The sequence below is a fragment of the Streptomyces sp. NPDC102274 genome, assembly GCF_044766385.1.
In the GTDB taxonomy this organism is placed as follows: domain Bacteria; phylum Actinomycetota; class Actinomycetes; order Streptomycetales; family Streptomycetaceae; genus Streptomyces.
Map to the genome: position 1 here is coordinate 110,335 of NZ_JBIWLW010000007.1, position 15,417 is coordinate 125,751.

Consider the following 15,417-nt stretch of genomic DNA (forward strand, 5'->3'; position numbering starts at 1 on the left):
CACCCCCGCCGGACGGCGAACCCCATCCGAACCGGTGACAGGCCAGGTGAGTTCCCCCACAACGGCCCACTGTGGAGGAGCGACCCACCCTTTCGCGCCTTACGCTCGACGAACCGCACGACCCCCGTCGCCCCCCTTCCATGCCACGGAGGTTCCCGCTCCATGAAGCTCACCGTCGTCGGCTGTTCGGGTTCGTTCCCCTCCGCGGGATCGGCCTGCTCCAGCTACCTCGTAGAGGCCGACGGCTTCCGGCTGCTCCTCGACATGGGTAACGGCGCCCTTGGCGAGCTGCAGCGCCATGTTGGTCTCTATGACCTCGACGCCATTTTTCTCAGCCATCTCCACGCCGACCACTGCATCGACATGTGCGGCTACTTCGTGGCCCGTTACTACCGGTTCGACGGTGGCCGCTGCGACGCCATCCCCGTCTACGGCCCCGAGGGCACCGAGCAGCGTCTTACCACGGCGTACGCCGACACCCCCTCGGACAAGTCCATGAGCGAGGTCTTCGACTTCCACACGCTCAAGCCGGGCTCCTTCGACATCGGCCCCTTCTCGGTACGGACGGAGAAGGTCGCGCACCCCGTCGACACCTTCGGTATCCGGGTCGAGCACGGCGGCCGGTCGCTCACGTACTCAGGGGACACCGGTATCTGCGAGCCGCTGGTGGAACTGGCCGAGGACACGGATCTGTTCCTCTGCGAGGCGGCCTTCACGCACGGCAAGGAGGATGTCGTCGGGCTCCATCTGAATGGCCGTGAGGCCGGCGCCCATGCCGCGCGGGCGCGGGCGCGCAGGCTGGTGCTCACGCATATCCCGCCCTGGACGGACGCCGAGCGGAACCTGGCCGACGCGCGTGATGTGTACGCGGGCCCGGCGGAGCTGGCCGTTCCCGGCACGGTGTACGAGATCTGACCGGTCGGCAGCCGGACCGCGCACAGCCGTGGGCCCGGCCGTTCCTGACAACGGCCGGGCCCACGGAGCGTGCGGAGAGGCTACTTCGCCTCCGCCTTCTGCAACTCGGCGAGTTCCTCGTCGCTCTCGCGGCCAGGTGTCGGGATATTGAACTTGGTGATCGCGAAACGGAAGATCACGTAGTAGAGCGCCGCGAAGCAGAGGCCGACCAGCGCCAGCCCCCATGGGTTGGTCGCGATGCCCAGGTTGAGGGTGAAGTCCACCGCGCCGGCCGAGAAGCCGAAGCCGTCCTTCATGCCGAGGGCCCAGGTCAGCGCCATGGAGACACCGGTCAGCACGGCGTGCACCGCGTACAGCGCCGGGGCGATGAACATGAAGGTGAACTCGATCGGCTCCGTCACGCCCGTGACGAACGCGGTGAGCGCGAGCGACAGCATCATGCCGCCGACGACCTTGCGGCGCTCGGGACGGGCGCAGTGGACGATCGCCAGACAGGCGGCAGGGAGGGCGAACATCATGATCGGGAAGAAGCCGGTCATGAACTGTCCGGCCGTCGGGTCGCCCGCCAGGAAGCGGTTGATGTCGCCGCTCTTGCCCTCGAACGTGCCGGCCTGGAACCACGGGAACGAGTTCAGCAGGTGGTGCATGCCCACGGGAATCAGCGCGCGGTTGGCGACACCGAAGATGCCCGCGCCCACGGCGCCGGAACCGACCAGCCACTCACCGAAGTTGTGCAGACCCGCGCCCAGGACCGGCCAGACGTAGCCGAAGACGATGCCGATGACCAGGCCCGCGAAGGCGGAGAGGATCGGTACGAGGCGTCGGCCGCCGAAGAAGCCCGCCCAGTCCGGCAGCTTCGTCCGGTAGAACTTCTGGTAGAGCAGCGCGACCACGACGCCCATGACGACACCGCCGAGGACTTTCGCGTCAACAGGGGCGCTGTTCATGACTATTTTGCCGTCGACCACCGACGCGACCTTGGGCAGATTCGAGTCGGTGAAGGTGGCCAGCACGTTCTTGAAGACCAGGTAGCCGGTGACGGCGGCGAGCGCGGTGGAGCCGTCCGCCTTCTTGGCGAAGCCGATCGCGATGCCGACGGCGAACAGCAGCGGCATGTTGTCCAGGATGGCGTTGCCGCCCGCGGCCATGAACGAGGCGATCTTGGTGATGAACGCCGGGAACGAGTCACGGCCGAGCATGTCGGTATTGCCGAGGCGCACCAGCAGGGCGCCGGCGGGCAGGACGGCGACAGGGAGCATCAGGCTTCGGCCGATGCGTTGCATCACGGCCATCGCGCCGCTGCCCTTGCTCTTGCCCGCCGATGGCTTCTTGTCCGCCGAAGCGGTGGCGCTGGCCGTGGACATCAACTTCCTCCAGGGGGAACGCGGCACGCGACCGCGTGGTCTACACCATCAGTGGTGTAGACCAGTTGTAGCACGGTGTGATTCATATAAGGAACCTGCGAAATCTGTGGCCTGGGCCATAGTCACGCCGCCGTCGGACTTGTCTACGGCTGGGTGTTCTGCTTTTCGACGGCCTCTTCCAGCTCCTCGGGTTCACGCCCCGGGGTCGGGAAGTCGAACGCCCTGATCGCGACACGGAACACCACGTAGTACACGACCGCGAAGCAGAGTCCGATCGGAATGATCAGCCAGGGCTTGGTGTCGAGGTGCCAGTTGACCACGTAGTCGATCAAACCGGCCGAGAAGCTGAAGCCCGCGTGCACGCCCAGCGCCCAGGTGATCGCCATCGAGGCCCCGGTCAGCAGCGCGTGAGCGCCGTACAGCAGGGGCGCCGCGAACATGAAGGAGAACTCCAGCGGCTCGGTCACGCCCGTGACGAACGAGGTCAGCGCGACGGAGGCCATCAGGCCCGTCACCCTCTTGCGGTGCTCGGGGCGCGCGCTGTGCGCGATGGCGAGGGCGGCGGCCGGCAGGCCGAACATCATGATCGGGAAGAACCCGGACATGAACTGGCCCGCCGAGGGGTCCCCGGCGAAGAACCGGGTCAGGTCGCCCGTCACGACGGTGCCGTCCGGCTTGGTGTACTCACCGGCCTGGAACCAGAAGAAGGTGTTCAGGAACTGATGCAGGCCGATGGGGATGAGCAGCCGGTTGGCGACCCCGAAGATGCCCGCACCCCACGCGCCCAGATCGATCAGCTGTTTGGCGAACGCGGTCAGCGCGTCCCCGACCGGCTGCCACAGCAGCCCGAAGGCCACGCCGAGGAGGGCGCAGATGAAGGCCATCAGGATCGGGACCAGGCGGCGGCCGTTGAAGAAGCCGAGCCAGTCGACCAGTTTCGTACGGTGGAACCGCTGCCAGACGACCGCCGTGAGCAGCCCGATCAGAATGCCGCCGAGCACACCGGGGTTCTGCGGGGTGCCGTCGGGCGTCGCCTTCGTCACCGAACCGGCGACCGGAAAGGCGGCCAGTACGCCGTGGTAGACGAGGAAGCCGGCGACCGCCGCGAGCGCGGTGGAGCCGTCCGCCTTCTTGGCGAAGCCGATCGCGACCCCGATGCAGAAGAGCAGCGGCAGCCCGAACGCGCCGTCCAGAATGGCGCCGCCGCCGAGGCTGAGCACCTTCGCCGTCTTGTCCCAGAACGGACCGTGCAGGTAAGCGGCGAAAAGGTTCCCGAGGCTGACCAGCAGTCCCGCCGCGGGCAGTACGGCCACCGGGAGCTGGAGGCTGCGGCCGATTTTCTGAAGCCCCCGGAACAGTCCGTTCCACCAGCTCTTCACCGGCCTCGCCGGCCTCCGCCGCGGCGCTGCCGCGCTGTCGGAGCTCATCGCGCTCTCCCGTCGTTCCCGACTGGTGTAGACCAGTTGCGATAGGCTCCCGGGGGCCGGTCGCGGGCGGGGCGCCGTTGATCGTCATCATTGGGTACGTGGTGAACGCGCGCCCGTGAAGATGGTCCAACCGTGCGTTACCTTGGCGAACGGTCCAGAAGGAACAGGCGGAACAGGCCCAGACCGGGCCGGTACAGCGCTTGTCGACAGTCAGTTCGACAGTCAGGGAGAAAGACATGGCCACCAAGGCTGAGAAGATCGTCGCCGGGCTCGGCGGACTCGACAACATCGAAGAGGTCGAGGGCTGCATCACCCGCCTGCGCACCGAGGTCGTCGACCCGGACCTCGTCGACGAGACCGCCCTGAAGGCCGCGGGTGCCCACGGTGTCGTGAAGATCGGCACCGCGATCCAGGTCGTCATCGGCACCGACGCCGACCCCATCGCCAGTGAGATCGAAGACATGATGTGAAGCGCTGACAGCCACGAGAACCACCCGAGGGCCTGATCCGGACCACCGGAACAGGCCCTTCGCGCAGGTCCCTATAGGCTCAAGCCCATGTCTCGTATCGACGGCCGAACCCCCGAACAGCTCCGTCCCGTCACCATCGAACGCGGATGGAGCAAGCACGCCGAGGGCTCCGTCCTCATCTCCTTCGGTGACACCAAGGTCTTCTGCACCGCCTCCGTCACCGAAGGCGTCCCCCGCTGGCGCAAGGGCAGCGGCGAAGGCTGGGTCACCGCCGAATACTCGATGCTGCCGCGTTCGACCAACACCCGCGGCGACCGTGAATCCGTACGCGGCAAGATCGGCGGCCGTACCCACGAGATCAGCCGCCTCATCGGCCGGTCCCTGCGCGCCGTCATCGACTACAAGGCGCTCGGCGAGAACACCATCGTCCTCGACTGCGATGTCCTCCAGGCGGACGGCGGCACCCGCACCGCCGCCATCACCGGCGCCTATGTCGCCCTCGCCGACGCCGTCGCCTGGGCGCAGGGCAAGAAGATCGTCAAGGCCGGCCGTCGGCCGCTGACCGGCACCGTCGCCGCCGTCAGCGTCGGCATCGTCGACGGCACCCCCCTCCTCGACCTCTGCTACGAGGAAGACGTCCGTGCCGAGACCGACATGAACGTCGTCTGCACCGGCGACGGCCGCTTCGTCGAGGTCCAGGGCACCGCCGAGGCCGAGCCCTTCGACCGCAAGGAACTGAACGCGCTCCTCGACCTCGCCACCGGCGGCTGCGCCGACCTCGCCGCGCTCCAGCACACGGCGCTCGACCAGACCCTCTGAGCCGGACCTCTCATCGGGCCCCATGGTCAGGACCTCAGGCCGGGCCCCCTGGGTAAAGAAGCAACCAAGAAGACCCCCGGAGCGTCTCCACCCGCACGGGCGCACGGACCGAACCGTGCGCCCGTCCACATCTCGGGGAGGAACCGCGCCATGTCCGCCGCGCCGAAACGCCGACGCCGCATCACCCTGGCACTCGCCGCCACCGCCATACTCGCCCTGCCCCTGACCGCAGGCTGCGGCGCCCTCGACAAGGCGCTGGACTGCGTCAAGACCGCCGACGCCATCGCGGGCAGCGTCAACGACCTCCAGCAGGCCGTCTCCAACGCCGGGGACAACCCGCTCCAGATCGACGAGACGCTCAACGAGATCGACAACAAGCTCGACAGCCTCGCCGACCAGACCGACAACGCGGACCTCGGCAAGGCGGTCGACAACCTGGGCAAGGGCGTCGACAACGTCCGTACGTCCGTCAAGAACGGCGACAACGCCCCCGACCTCACGCCCCTCACCGACGCCGCGTCCGAAATCGGCAAGATCTGCACCCCCTGACCGGGGGCCCCTACGGGCCCGGTCAGACGCCCCGGTCCGATACTGGGGGGCATGACCCGCCTGATCCTCGCCACCCGTAACGCCGGGAAGCTCACCGAACTCCAGGCCATCCTCGCCGACGCAGGTCTGCCTCACGACCTCGTCGGCGCGGACGCCTACCCCGACATCCCCGACGTCAAGGAGACCGGCGTCACCTTCGCCGAGAACGCGCTCCTCAAGGCCCACGCCCTCGCCGACGCCACCGGCCTCCCCGCCGTGGCCGACGACTCCGGCCTGTGCGTCGACGTCCTCGGCGGCGCCCCCGGCATCTTCTCCGCCCGCTGGGCCGGCACCCACGGCGACGACACCGCCAACCTGAACCTGCTCCTGGCGCAGCTCTCCGACATCGCCCCACGCCACCGCGCCGCCCACTTCGCCTGCGCCGCGGCCCTGGCCCTCCCGGACGGTACGGAACGCGTGGTCGAAGGCCGCCTCCTGGGCACCCTCCGAGAGTCCCCGTCCGGCACGGGCGGCTTCGGCTACGACCCGATCCTCCAGCCGTCCGGCGAAACCCGCACCTGCGCGGAGCTGTCCCCGGCGGAGAAGAACGCGATCAGCCACCGGGGCAAGGCGTTCCGCGCGCTGGTCCCCGTCGTACGGGAGCTCCTGGGCTGACGCACTGGAGCACGAAAAACGGCCTGCGCATCAATCTTTCGATTCGCAGGCCGTTAGTGTGCGGCGGAAGGGATTCGAACCCTCAAGCCCTATCAGGGGCCACAGATCCTAAGTCTGCTGCGTCGCCACTGCGCCACCGCCGCCGGGCCGCGTGCCATCGTACCGGGCAGACTAACGAACCCCGCGTCAGAAAGTCATGTCGATGGCAGGGCGTCAGAACCTGGGCTCCGGGGACTGCGACTCCACCAGTGCCACCGCTTCCGCCTTGGTCGCGACCGACGGCGGCGAGCCGTCCAGCGGGCGCTGGGCGGTTTCCTTCATGCGGGCCACCGCGATCACGCCCACCAGCGCCGCCGCCATCGAGTAGTACGCGGGCATCAGGGTGTTGCCGGTCAGACCGATCAGGCCGGTGATCACCAGAGGGGTCGTGCCGCCGAAGAGGGACGCGGAGAGGTTGTAGCCCACCGAGAGCGAGCCGTACCTGACCTCCGTCGGGAACAGCGCGGGGAGCGCGGCCGACATGGTGCCCAGAAGGCAGACCAGGGACAGCCCCAGCATCAGGACGCCCGCCGTGATCGCCGGGATGCCGCCCTGCCCGATCAGGAGGAACGCGGGCAGCGAGAGGAAGAAGAAGCCGAGCATGCCCGCCATCAGCAGCGGCTTGCGGCCGAAGCGGTCGTTGAGCCTGCCGACCTGATTGATGATCAGCAGCAGGAAGGCCATCACGGCCAGCAGGATGAGCAGTCCGTGTGTCTCGCTGTAGCCCAGCTCGTCGGAGAGATACGTCGGCATGTACGACAGCAGCATGTAGTCCGTGACGTTGTACGCGCCGACCAGCGCGACGCACAGGATCAGTGAGGGCCAGTACTGCCGGAAGATCTTGGTCAGGTCCTCCTTCGTGGTGATCTCCACCGAGTCCGCCGCCTCGGAGGCGCGCGCGGTGTCCGACTCCAGTTTCCGGAACGCGGGCGTCTCGTCGAGCCGCAGCCGCAGATACAGGCCGACCAGCCCCAGCGGCCCCGCCACCAGGAACGGGACGCGCCAGCCCCAGGCCTCCATACTGTCGGGGCCGAGCGCCGCGGTCAGCGCGGTGACCAGACCCGCGGCGCCGATGTATCCGGCGAGGGTGCCGAACTCCAGGAAGCTGCCGAAGAATCCCCGGCGCTTGTCGGGGGCGTACTCCGCGATGAACGTGGACGCGCCGCCGTACTCGCCGCCGGTGGAGAAGCCCTGGACCAGCCGGAAGAAGATCAGCAGGACCGGGGCCCAGAACCCGATCGAGTCGTACGACGGGATCAGCCCGATGGCGAAGGTGCCGATCGCCATCATGATCATGGTCAGCGCGAGCACCTTTTTCCGGCCGATCCTGTCACCCATCGGGCCGAAGAACAGGCCGCCGAGTGGCCGTACGAGAAAGGCCACGGCGAAGGTCGCGAAGGAGGACAGCAGCTCGACCGTGGAGTTCCCCGACGGGAAGAAGACATGCCCGAGGGTGACGGCGAGATAGCTGTAGATGCCGAAGTCGAACCACTCCATGGCGTTGCCCAGAGAGGCCGCCTTCACCGCGCGCTTGACCGCCGCCTCGTCGGTGATGGTGATGTCGGACCGCCGCAGCTTGGGATTCTTGCGCTGCCTGATGGTGCGGAAGAGGGCCGGGTGGCGCTTGACCGCGGCGGGGTCGGCCGTCCGATCGTGCTCCTGGCCGGCCATGGCGTGGTCCTTTCCTCGGGTGAGTCAGTCCAAGGGAACCTTCTGCGCGGTCGTGGCGATCGCGAACCGAGGTCCCACCGAAGCGGGACCTCGGTCACGGCGAACTGTCGGATGCCGGGATCCTCAGATGCCGAGATCCTTGATGATCTTCGCCACATGGCCGGTGGCCCGCACGTTGTAGAGGGCCTGCTCGACCTTGCCGTCCTCGTCCACGATGATCGTCGAGCGGATCACGCCGGTCACGGTCTTGCCGTACATCTTCTTCTCGCCGAAGGCCCCGTACGTCTCCAGGACGGCCTTGGAGGGGTCGCCGACCAGAGTGACCTCGAGGTTCTCCTTGTCGCGGAACTTCGCGAGCTTCTCCGGCTTGTCGGGGGACACGCCGATGACGTCGTAGCCCGCGCCGGCCAGCAGGTCGAGGTTGTCCGTGAAGTCGCACGCCTGCTTGGTGCAGCCGGGGGTGAGCGCCGCCGGGTAGAAGTAGACGATGACCTTGCGCCCCTTGTGGTCGGCGAGCGATACGTCGTTGCCGTCGGCGTCGGTCAGGGTGAAGGCGGGGGCGGTGTCGCCGGGCTGGAGGCGCTCGCTCATGGTTCTCCTCGGTGGAGCGGGGTGGACGTCGTGCTGTACGCCGCCGAGCGTAATCGGGGGTGCCGCCGGGTGCGGTGACGGCGAAGCTGACAGACTGTCCGCGAAGGACTACCGGACACGACGACGGAGGCAGCGCGGTGTCGGATTCCAGGACCCCGGCGCAGATCGAGGCGGACATCGTCCGCAGGCGCGGGCAGCTCGCCGAGACGCTCGACGAGATCGGGGTGCGGGTGCACCCGAAGACGATCGTCGGCGACGCCAAGGCCAGGGTGGTCTCCACGGTGGACCAGACGGCCGGGCGCGCGTTCGTGGCCGTGAACAGGACGCTGGCGGGGGTACGGGCGCCATTCGTCAAGGACGACGGCGCGCCGAGGCTGGAGCGGCTGGTGCCGGTGGCGCTGGTGGCGGTCGGGATCGTGGGGCTGCTGGTGGTGTCGACGAGGCGCCGCAGGCTTTGATCCGCCCCTGTGGCGTGCGCCGGCGGCGCGGGCAGGTAGGTTCGGGGTCGTGAGCGAGAACACCCACGACCAACACGACAAACTGCCCATCCGGATGCTCCATGACCGCGTGCTGGTCAGGACGGACATCCCGGAGGGCGAGCGGCGTTCGTCCGGCGGCATCCTCATCCCCGCGACGGCGGAGGTCGGCCGGCGGCTGGCCTGGGCCGAGGTGGTGGCCGTGGGGCAGAACGTACGGACGGTGACGCCGGGGGACCGGGTGCTGTACGACCCCGAGGACCGCGCCGAGGTCGAGGTGCGCGGGGTGGCGTACGTACTGATGCGCGAGCGTGATCTGCACGCCGTCGCGGCGGACCGGTTCGAGGGCTCCGAGGACTCCACCGGGCTCTATCTGTAGCCCTCCGCGCCAGCCGTCCACTGCAGTCGTCCACAGCAGTCGTCCGCGGCAGGGGTCTCCACCGCTTTGCTACCTTGGAGGGACCCCGACGAGACGCGCCGTACCGGGCCAAACGAAAGACGACGCACCTGTTGTCCGTGTCTTTCGTGCCGGAGGTGCCGTCATGGCCTGGGTTCTGTTGATCGTCGCCGGTCTGCTCGAGGTCGGCTGGTCGATCGGGATGAAGTACACCGAGGGGTTCACCCGGCTGTGGCCGAGCGTGTTCACGGGCGCCGGGATCGTCGCGAGCATGCTGTTGCTGTCGCGGGCGGCGAAGACGCTGCCGATCGGTACGGCGTACGGCGTGTGGGTCGGTATCGGCGCGGCCGGTGCGGCGGTGCTCGGCATGGTGGTGCTCGGGGAGCCGGCGACCGCCGCCCGGATCTTCTTCGTCTGTCTGCTGCTGGTCGCCGTGGTGGGGCTGAAGGCGACGTCGGGCCACTGAAACCGGCTGCCGGGCAGCCCGTTGTCAGGGGCCGGGCTTGGTGAAGCTGTCGAACAGGGAGGTGCGGGCGCCCGGATCGCCGTCCGCGTCTCCCGTTCCGCCGCCCCCGCCGCCCGCACCGCCGGTGGCCGTCCTTCCACCGGCGCCGGCACCTTCGGCCGCGCCGTCGTCGGACTGTCCCGGCGGCCGGCCGGCCGTCTGTCCCGCCGACTGTCTCTGGCTCCCGCCGTGACCGGACCCTTGCGTCCGGTCATGGGCCGGGCCGCCTTTCGCGTCGCCCGCACCCGGTCGGTCCTCGGGCTGACCGTGCGTCCCGCCCTCGTCCTGCTCCTGTGCCGCGTCCTTGGCGCCGGGCCGGTGTGGCCCGTTCGGCGTGCCGGGCGGGCCCGCCTGCTCCTCGTCGGTGGACGACTCCTCATCGGAGCTGTCCCCCAGCCGCAGATCGAAGCCCCGGGGTTCGCTGTTGCGGAGAGCGGCGGCCGTGTACCCGCCCCAGATCTCGGTCGGTACGCCGCCGCCGTTGACGCGCTTCTGGCCGAGGGCTCCGTACAGCGGCCGCTGCGCGGCGGTCACCGGGTCGGCGCCCATGACCGCGACGACCGTCGCCAGCTCCGGCGTGAAGCCGGCGAACCAGGCGGCCTTGTCCTCCTCCGCCGTGCCGGTCTTGCCCGCGGCGGGGCGGTCCGCGGACTGGGCGGCGGTGCCGGTGCCCTCGTCGACGACGCCCCGCAGCATGGAGGTGGTGGTGTCGGCGGCGTGGCGGCTGATGACCTGCCGGAAGTCGCGCTTGGGCAGGGTGACGTCCGCACCGTTCTTGGTGATCTTGTCGACCAGCGTGTACATGCTGCGTTTGCCGTGGTTCGCGAGGGTCGCGTACGCCTTCGCCATGTCCAGTACGGAGGCGGTGGCCGGGCCGAGTGCGATGGAGGGCGTCGCGGTCAGGTCGGGGGTGTTCCCGGGGAGACCGAGGGCGACGGCGGTCTTCCTGACCATGGCGGGACCGACGTCCTGGGCCATCTGCGCGTAGACGGCGTTGACGGAGTAGCCGGTGGCCTTCCGCACGGAGATGGGCCCGTAGTCGATGTCGTCCTCATTCGCCGGGTCGTAGCCGGTGGGGCCGTCGGGGCCCTCGACCATGTGCTCGTTGTCGCCGTCGTAGACGGTGTACGGGGTGATCGGTTCGCCGTACTGGGTCTCGGAGCCGTTCTCGACGGCGGCGGCGAAGACGAACGGCTTGAAGGTCGAGCCGACCTGGTAGTCACGGCGGGTCGCGTTGTTGACGTACTGCTTGGTGTAGTCGACACCGCCGTACATGGCGACGACCTTGCCGGTCCGCGGGTCGATGGAGGCACCGCCGACACGGACGTTGCGGTCGGGCTTGCGGTCGGCTTTGAGCTGCGAGGTGACCTGCTTGTTGACGGTGTCGGTGAAGGCGTCCTGCTTCTTGCGGTCGAGCGTGGTGGTGATCCGGTAGCCGCCGGCGGCCAGGGTCTTCTCGTCGATGATGTTGTTGGTGGTGAGATGGTCCTCGACGGCCTGGACGATATAGCCGCGCTGCCCGACGAGCCCGCTGCTGGAGTGTCTGATCTGGCCGGGCATCGGGAACTTCATCGCGTGGCGTTTTTTGGGGCTGAGCCAGTCCTCCTTGACCATGCCGTCGAGGACGTAGTTCCAGCGGGCGAGGGCGGCCGGCTTGTTCTCGGGGTGGACGACGATGTCGAACTCGCTGGGGGCGTTGAGCAGGGAGGCCAGATAGGCGCTCTCCGCCGTGTTGATGTCCTCCACGTCCTTGCCGTAGTACGCCTGCGCGGCTGCCTGGACGCCGTACGCGTTGCGGCCGAAGTAGCTGGTGTTGAGATAGCCCCGGAGGATCTGCGCCTTGGTCGCCTCGCGGTTGAGCTTGATCGCGATGAAGAATTCCTTGGCCTTGCGGATGATCGTCTGTTCCTGGCCGAGGTAGTAGTTCTTGACGTACTGCTGGGTGATGGTGGAGCCGCCCTGGGTGCCCTTGCCGCTGAGGGTGTTCCAGGCGGCGCGGACCATGCCCTGCGGGTCGACGGCGGGCTCGTTGTAGAAGCCGCGGTCCTCGGCTGCCAGTACGGCCAGCCGCAGGTGTTTGGGCACCTGCGTGAGCCTGACGTTCTCGCGGTTGACCTCGCCGTCGCGGGCGAGGTGGGTGCCGTCCGCGTACAGGTACACATTGGACTGGGCGGTGGCGGCGGCGTTGGCGGGCGGGATGGTGACCAGCTTGTAGCCCACTACGAAGCCGCCCATGACGACGAGCGCGAAGATCAGGAGCCCGCCGAACAGTGTGCGCCAGGTCGGGAGGGCTCTGCGCCGACCGGTGCGTGGGGGCGAGGGACGCCCGGCCTGGCCAGGTGGCCTGCCCGGGGCGGTGCGGGGGGCCGAGGGGTCCCGGGGGGCCCAACCGTACTTCTGTGGCTCGTCGCTCATATCAGTGGTGACTCCTCGGCCGTGGCCGGCGGTTCACTTACCGGCGTAAAGGTGTCGTATCAGGCGATTCGCGGTGCAATCCCAGGAAACGATGCGCATTTCCGGGAAACGCTGCCTACTCCTATGAAACGCGGACAGAACGAGGGAGTAACGACAGCCGGATAACCGGTCGCGGTGGGCCGGTCCCGTGGGCTAGGGTCGTTCGCTTTGGTGCCAGGAGGCCGACGACGCGCTGATGGGGTGAGGGAAATGGCATGGGGGAGGGGGCTGTAGTGCGGCTGTACGCAGTAGTGGCCGCAGGTGGGTTCCGCCGCTATGCGACGTACCGGGTGGCCACCTTCGCGGGTGTGTTCACCAACACCGTCTTCGGCTTCATCATGGCGTACACCTATACAGCCCTCTGGGACGAGCGGCCTCACCTCGGTGGCTACGACCTCTCCCAGGCCGTCACGTATGTGTGGCTCGGCCAGGCGCTGTTGATGACCTGCGCCATGATGGGCGGCGGTTTCGAAGACGAACTGATCGAGCGAATCCGCACGGGGGACATCGCCGTCGACCTCTACCGGCCGGCCGATCTCCAGCTGTGGTGGATGGCCGGGGATCTGGGCCGGGCGGCGTTCCATCTGCTGGGGCGCGGGATCGTACCGATGGTGCTCGGCGGGTTCGCCTTCGAACTGGCGCTGCCGGTGGATCCGCTGACCTGGCTGGCGTTCCTGTTCGCCGTGGTGCTCGGGGTGGTCGTCAGTTTCGCGATCCGCTTCCTGGTCGCGCTCTCCGCGTTCTGGCTGATGGACGGTGCGGGCGCGGCGCAGATGGCGATGCTGGCGGGGATGTTCTTCTCCGGGCTGCTGCTGCCGCTGAATCTCTTCCCGGGGGTGCTGGGGGAGGTGGCGCGGGCGCTGCCCTGGTCGTCGCTGCTCCAGGTCCCGGCGGATGTCCTCCTCGGCAAGCACACCGGGTGGGACCTGGCCGGGGCGTACGCGTTCCAGGCCGGCTGGGCGCTGGCCCTGCTGGCGACGGGGCGGCTGCTCCAGACCGTCGCGACACGGAGGGTGGTGGTCCAGGGTGGCTGACGAGATCGCCGCGAGCGGGACGGTGGTGGCGGGCGCGGGCGCGTCCGCGGGAGTGTCTGCGGACGCGCCCGTGGAGGCGTGGATTCCGCGGCTGTCGCGGCGGGCCGCCCTGCGCGACGGGCTGCGGGCGTACGGACTGATCGTGGCGATGTGGATGCGGTCCACGATGGCGTACCGCGCGTCCTTCGTGATGACGGCGTTCGGGAACTTCGCGGCCACCGCCTTCGACTTCGTCGCGATCCTGCTGATGTTCGCCCATGTGGACGCGCTGGGCGGCTACTCGCTGCCCGAGGTGGCCTTCCTGTACGGGACGTCCGCCACGGCCTTCGGCCTCTCCGATCTGGCACTCGGCTCCATGGACCGGCTGGGGCGCAGGGTGCGGGACGGCACGCTCGACACGCTGCTGCTGCGGCCCGTGCCCGTACTGGCGCAGGTGGCGGCCGACCGGTTCGCGCTGCGCCGCCTCGGCCGGGTCGCCCAGGGGCTGCTGGTGCTGGGCTATGCGCTGCTGACGCTCGACATCGACTGGACGGTGACGCGGGCGCTGATGCTTCCGCTGATGGTGCTGAGCGGGGCGGCGATCTTCGCGGCGGTGTTCGTGGCGGGCGCAGCCTTCCAGTTCTGGGCGCAGGACGCCTCCGAGGTGCAGAACTCGTTCACCTACGGCGGGACGACGCTGTTGCAGTACCCGCCGACGGTCTTCGCGAAGGATCTGGTGCGCGGGGTGACGTTCGTGGTGCCGCTGGCCTTCGTCAACTGGATCCCGGCGCTGTATGTCCTGGGCAGGGAGGACCCGTTGGGGCTGCCGGATCTGGCCGCGTTCCTGCCGCCGCTGGTGGCGGTGGTGTGCTGTGCGCTGGCGGGGGTGGCGTGGCGGGCGGGGCTGCGGGCGTACCGGAGTACGGGGAGCTAGTCGGAGTGGGCAGCAGGCCTGCAGATCGTGCGGATCGTACGAGTCGTGCAGGTTGTGCGAGTCGTGCAGGTCGTATGGGGCGTACAGGTCGTACAGAGAGAGTCGGGGCGGAGCGTTCATGAGTACGGATGGCACCGGTGGTACTGGTGGTACCGACGGCACGGGCTTCATCGAACTGGACGGCGTCGAGAAGGTCTTCGACGTACGCCGCAAGGCCGGTCTGCTGCGCCGCGAGAAGCATCAGGTGCGGGCGGTCGACGGCATCAGCTTCCGCGTGCCGCGCGGCGAGATGGTCGGCTACATCGGCCCGAACGGCGCGGGCAAGTCCACCACCATCAAGATGCTGACGGGCATTCTGACGCCGAGCGGCGGCCGGCTGCGGGTCGCGGGCATCGATCCGTCGCGGGAGCGTACGAGGCTGGCGCAGCGCATCGGCGTGGTCTTCGGGCAGCGGACCACGCTGTGGTGGGATCTGCCGCTGATCGACTCGTACCGGCTGATGCACCGGATGTACCGGGTGCCGGACGCGCGGTTCCGGGTCAATCTGGAGCGCTGCGTCGAACTCCTCGATCTGGCCGAGCTGCTGGACGTACCCGTACGGCAGCTCTCGCTCGGCCAGCGGATGCGCGGCGATGTCGCGGCGGCGCTGCTGCACGACCCGGAGGTCCTGTATCTGGACGAGCCGACGATCGGTCTCGATGTGATCTCCAAGGCCAAGGTCAGGGAGTTCCTGCGGGATCTGAACGCGGAACGCGGTACCACCGTGCTGCTGACCACCCACGATCTGACCGATATCGAGCAGCTCTGCAAGCGGGTGATGGTCATCGACCACGGCCGGCTGCTCTACGACGGCGGGCTGGCCGGACTGCACGAGGCGGGGGAGAGCGAGCGGACGCTCGTCGTCGACCTGGAGCGTGAGCTTCCGCCGATCGAGGTGCCCGGGGCGCGGGTGGTGCGGGTGGACGGGCCGCGGCAGTGGCTGGCCTTCCCCGCCGCCGAGTCCGCGGCGCCGCTCGTCGCGCGGATCGCCGCGGAGTATCCGCTGGTGGATCTGTCGGTGCGGGAGCCGGACATCGAGGCGGTCATCGCCAAGATGTATGCCGATCGATCAGCTGTGTGACGTGAGCCGCACCGTTGAC

At 68.8% G+C, this 15,417-nt stretch carries 16 protein-coding genes, 1 tRNA gene and 1 riboswitch; of the genes, 11 read left to right on the top strand and 6 right to left on the bottom strand.

What is annotated here, in order from left to right; all coding sequences use genetic code 11:
* Window positions 1–162: 162 nt before the first annotated feature.
* Complete coding sequence (locus ACIRQP_RS12260) at window positions 163–915, top strand: MBL fold metallo-hydrolase (RefSeq protein ID WP_403887422.1); 753 nt, start codon at window positions 163–165, stop codon at window positions 913–915.
* 80 nt (window positions 916–995) lie between these two features.
* Here the strand turns inward: ACIRQP_RS12260 and ACIRQP_RS12265 are convergent, their stop codons facing one another.
* Both ACIRQP_RS12265 and ACIRQP_RS12270 read right to left on the bottom strand, forming a co-directional pair.
* Window positions 996–2,279, bottom strand: a complete 1,284-nt coding sequence (locus ACIRQP_RS12265; protein WP_403887425.1) for a PTS transporter subunit EIIC — start codon at window positions 2,277–2,279, stop codon at window positions 996–998.
* 143 nt (window positions 2,280–2,422) lie between these two features.
* Window positions 2,423–3,706, bottom strand: coding sequence for a PTS transporter subunit EIIC (locus tag ACIRQP_RS12270; protein WP_403887428.1), 1,284 nt, complete (start codon window positions 3,704–3,706; stop codon window positions 2,423–2,425).
* A 200-nt stretch (window positions 3,707–3,906) separates the two neighbouring features.
* On the opposite strand from ACIRQP_RS12270, the gene ACIRQP_RS12275 reads away from it, so the two are divergent.
* From ACIRQP_RS12275 to rdgB, 4 genes are all read left to right on the top strand, one after another.
* On the top strand, window positions 3,907–4,176 hold the full coding sequence (locus tag ACIRQP_RS12275) for a glucose PTS transporter subunit EIIB (RefSeq protein ID WP_403887431.1): 270 nt from the start codon (window positions 3,907–3,909) through the stop codon (window positions 4,174–4,176).
* Window positions 4,177–4,263: 87 nt separating this feature from the next.
* A complete protein-coding gene (gene rph / locus ACIRQP_RS12280; protein WP_403887434.1) occupies window positions 4,264–4,995 on the top strand; it encodes a ribonuclease PH in 732 nt (243 codons plus the stop codon).
* Window positions 4,996–5,145: 150 nt separating this feature from the next.
* A complete protein-coding gene (locus ACIRQP_RS12285) occupies window positions 5,146–5,544 on the top strand; it encodes a hypothetical protein (protein ID WP_403887438.1) in 399 nt (132 codons plus the stop codon).
* A 51-nt stretch (window positions 5,545–5,595) separates the two neighbouring features.
* Complete coding sequence (rdgB, locus tag ACIRQP_RS12290; RefSeq protein WP_403887441.1) at window positions 5,596–6,198, top strand: RdgB/HAM1 family non-canonical purine NTP pyrophosphatase; 603 nt, start codon at window positions 5,596–5,598, stop codon at window positions 6,196–6,198.
* 59 nt (window positions 6,199–6,257) lie between these two features.
* On the opposite strand, the gene ACIRQP_RS12295 is transcribed toward rdgB, so the two are convergent.
* The 3 genes from ACIRQP_RS12295 to bcp all read right to left on the bottom strand — a co-directional run bounded on the left by ACIRQP_RS12295 (window position 6,258) and on the right by bcp (window position 8,499).
* Window positions 6,258–6,341: transfer RNA gene (locus ACIRQP_RS12295), tRNA-Leu, on the bottom strand.
* A gap of 70 nt (window positions 6,342–6,411) precedes the next feature.
* The gene (gene proP / locus ACIRQP_RS12300) at window positions 6,412–7,908 is read right to left on the bottom strand and encodes a glycine betaine/L-proline transporter ProP (protein WP_403887444.1); all 1,497 of its coding nucleotides are present in this window, start codon (window positions 7,906–7,908) and stop codon (window positions 6,412–6,414) included.
* Between the two features lie 123 nt (window positions 7,909–8,031).
* The gene (bcp, locus tag ACIRQP_RS12305) at window positions 8,032–8,499 is read right to left on the bottom strand and encodes a thioredoxin-dependent thiol peroxidase (RefSeq protein ID WP_403887447.1); all 468 of its coding nucleotides are present in this window, start codon (window positions 8,497–8,499) and stop codon (window positions 8,032–8,034) included.
* A gap of 137 nt (window positions 8,500–8,636) precedes the next feature.
* Here bcp and ACIRQP_RS12310 point away from each other — a divergent pair, with 137 nt between their 5' ends.
* The 3 genes from ACIRQP_RS12310 to ACIRQP_RS12320 all read left to right on the top strand — a co-directional run bounded on the left by ACIRQP_RS12310 (window position 8,637) and on the right by ACIRQP_RS12320 (window position 9,838).
* The gene (locus tag ACIRQP_RS12310) at window positions 8,637–8,957 is read left to right on the top strand and encodes a DUF3618 domain-containing protein (protein ID WP_403887450.1); all 321 of its coding nucleotides are present in this window, start codon (window positions 8,637–8,639) and stop codon (window positions 8,955–8,957) included.
* 94 nt (window positions 8,958–9,051) lie between these two features.
* Window positions 9,052–9,354 carry a co-chaperone GroES gene (locus tag ACIRQP_RS12315; RefSeq protein WP_051746386.1) on the top strand — a complete coding sequence of 101 codons (303 nt, stop codon included), beginning with the start codon at window positions 9,052–9,054 and terminating at the stop codon, window positions 9,352–9,354.
* Between the two features lie 67 nt (window positions 9,355–9,421).
* Window positions 9,422–9,483, top strand: a riboswitch (guanidine-III (ykkC-III) riboswitch).
* Window positions 9,484–9,517: 34 nt separating this feature from the next.
* Window positions 9,518–9,838 (top strand): DMT family transporter, encoded by a 321-nt coding sequence (locus ACIRQP_RS12320; RefSeq protein WP_403887453.1) that lies wholly within the window; start codon window positions 9,518–9,520, stop codon window positions 9,836–9,838.
* Between the two features lie 24 nt (window positions 9,839–9,862).
* Here ACIRQP_RS12320 and ACIRQP_RS12325 read toward each other — a convergent pair whose 3' ends face one another.
* Window positions 9,863–12,292 (bottom strand): transglycosylase domain-containing protein, encoded by a 2,430-nt coding sequence (locus tag ACIRQP_RS12325; RefSeq protein WP_403887455.1) that lies wholly within the window; start codon window positions 12,290–12,292, stop codon window positions 9,863–9,865.
* 272 nt (window positions 12,293–12,564) lie between these two features.
* Between ACIRQP_RS12325 and ACIRQP_RS12330 the strand changes: the two genes are divergently transcribed.
* The 3 genes from ACIRQP_RS12330 (at window position 12,565) to ACIRQP_RS12340 (ending at window position 15,398) form a co-directional block, all read left to right on the top strand.
* Window positions 12,565–13,365, top strand: a complete 801-nt coding sequence (locus tag ACIRQP_RS12330; RefSeq protein WP_403887907.1) for an ABC transporter permease — start codon at window positions 12,565–12,567, stop codon at window positions 13,363–13,365.
* The gene (locus tag ACIRQP_RS12335) at window positions 13,358–14,278 is read left to right on the top strand and encodes an ABC transporter permease (RefSeq protein WP_403887458.1); all 921 of its coding nucleotides are present in this window, start codon (window positions 13,358–13,360) and stop codon (window positions 14,276–14,278) included. The genes ACIRQP_RS12330 and ACIRQP_RS12335 overlap by 8 nt, the downstream gene beginning before the upstream one ends.
* A 118-nt stretch (window positions 14,279–14,396) precedes the next feature.
* A complete protein-coding gene (locus ACIRQP_RS12340; protein WP_403887461.1) occupies window positions 14,397–15,398 on the top strand; it encodes an ATP-binding cassette domain-containing protein in 1,002 nt (333 codons plus the stop codon).
* Window positions 15,399–15,417: the final 19 nt, after the last annotated feature.

Excerpts from the sequence above, each read along its gene's own strand:
- ACIRQP_RS12260 (WP_403887422.1), top strand. The coding sequence starts at position 163 with ATGAAGCTCACCGTCGTCGGCTGTTCGGGTTCGTTCCCCTCCGCGGGA.
- bcp (WP_403887447.1), bottom strand. The coding sequence starts at position 8,499 with ATGAGCGAGCGCCTCCAGCCCGGCGACACCGCCCCCGCCTTCACCCTG.
- ACIRQP_RS12285 (WP_403887438.1), top strand. The coding sequence starts at position 5,146 with ATGTCCGCCGCGCCGAAACGCCGACGCCGCATCACCCTGGCACTCGCC.
- ACIRQP_RS12265 (WP_403887425.1), bottom strand. The coding sequence starts at position 2,279 with ATGTCCACGGCCAGCGCCACCGCTTCGGCGGACAAGAAGCCATCGGCG.
- ACIRQP_RS12320 (WP_403887453.1), top strand. The coding sequence starts at position 9,518 with ATGGCCTGGGTTCTGTTGATCGTCGCCGGTCTGCTCGAGGTCGGCTGG.
- proP (WP_403887444.1), bottom strand. The coding sequence starts at position 7,908 with ATGGCCGGCCAGGAGCACGATCGGACGGCCGACCCCGCCGCGGTCAAG.
- ACIRQP_RS12340 (WP_403887461.1), top strand. The coding sequence starts at position 14,397 with ATGAGTACGGATGGCACCGGTGGTACTGGTGGTACCGACGGCACGGGC.
- ACIRQP_RS12315 (WP_051746386.1), top strand. The coding sequence starts at position 9,052 with ATGCTCCATGACCGCGTGCTGGTCAGGACGGACATCCCGGAGGGCGAG.
- rph (WP_403887434.1), top strand. The coding sequence starts at position 4,264 with ATGTCTCGTATCGACGGCCGAACCCCCGAACAGCTCCGTCCCGTCACC.
- ACIRQP_RS12270 (WP_403887428.1), bottom strand. The coding sequence starts at position 3,706 with ATGAGCTCCGACAGCGCGGCAGCGCCGCGGCGGAGGCCGGCGAGGCCG.
- ACIRQP_RS12325 (WP_403887455.1), bottom strand. The coding sequence starts at position 12,292 with ATGAGCGACGAGCCACAGAAGTACGGTTGGGCCCCCCGGGACCCCTCG.
- rdgB (WP_403887441.1), top strand. The coding sequence starts at position 5,596 with ATGACCCGCCTGATCCTCGCCACCCGTAACGCCGGGAAGCTCACCGAA.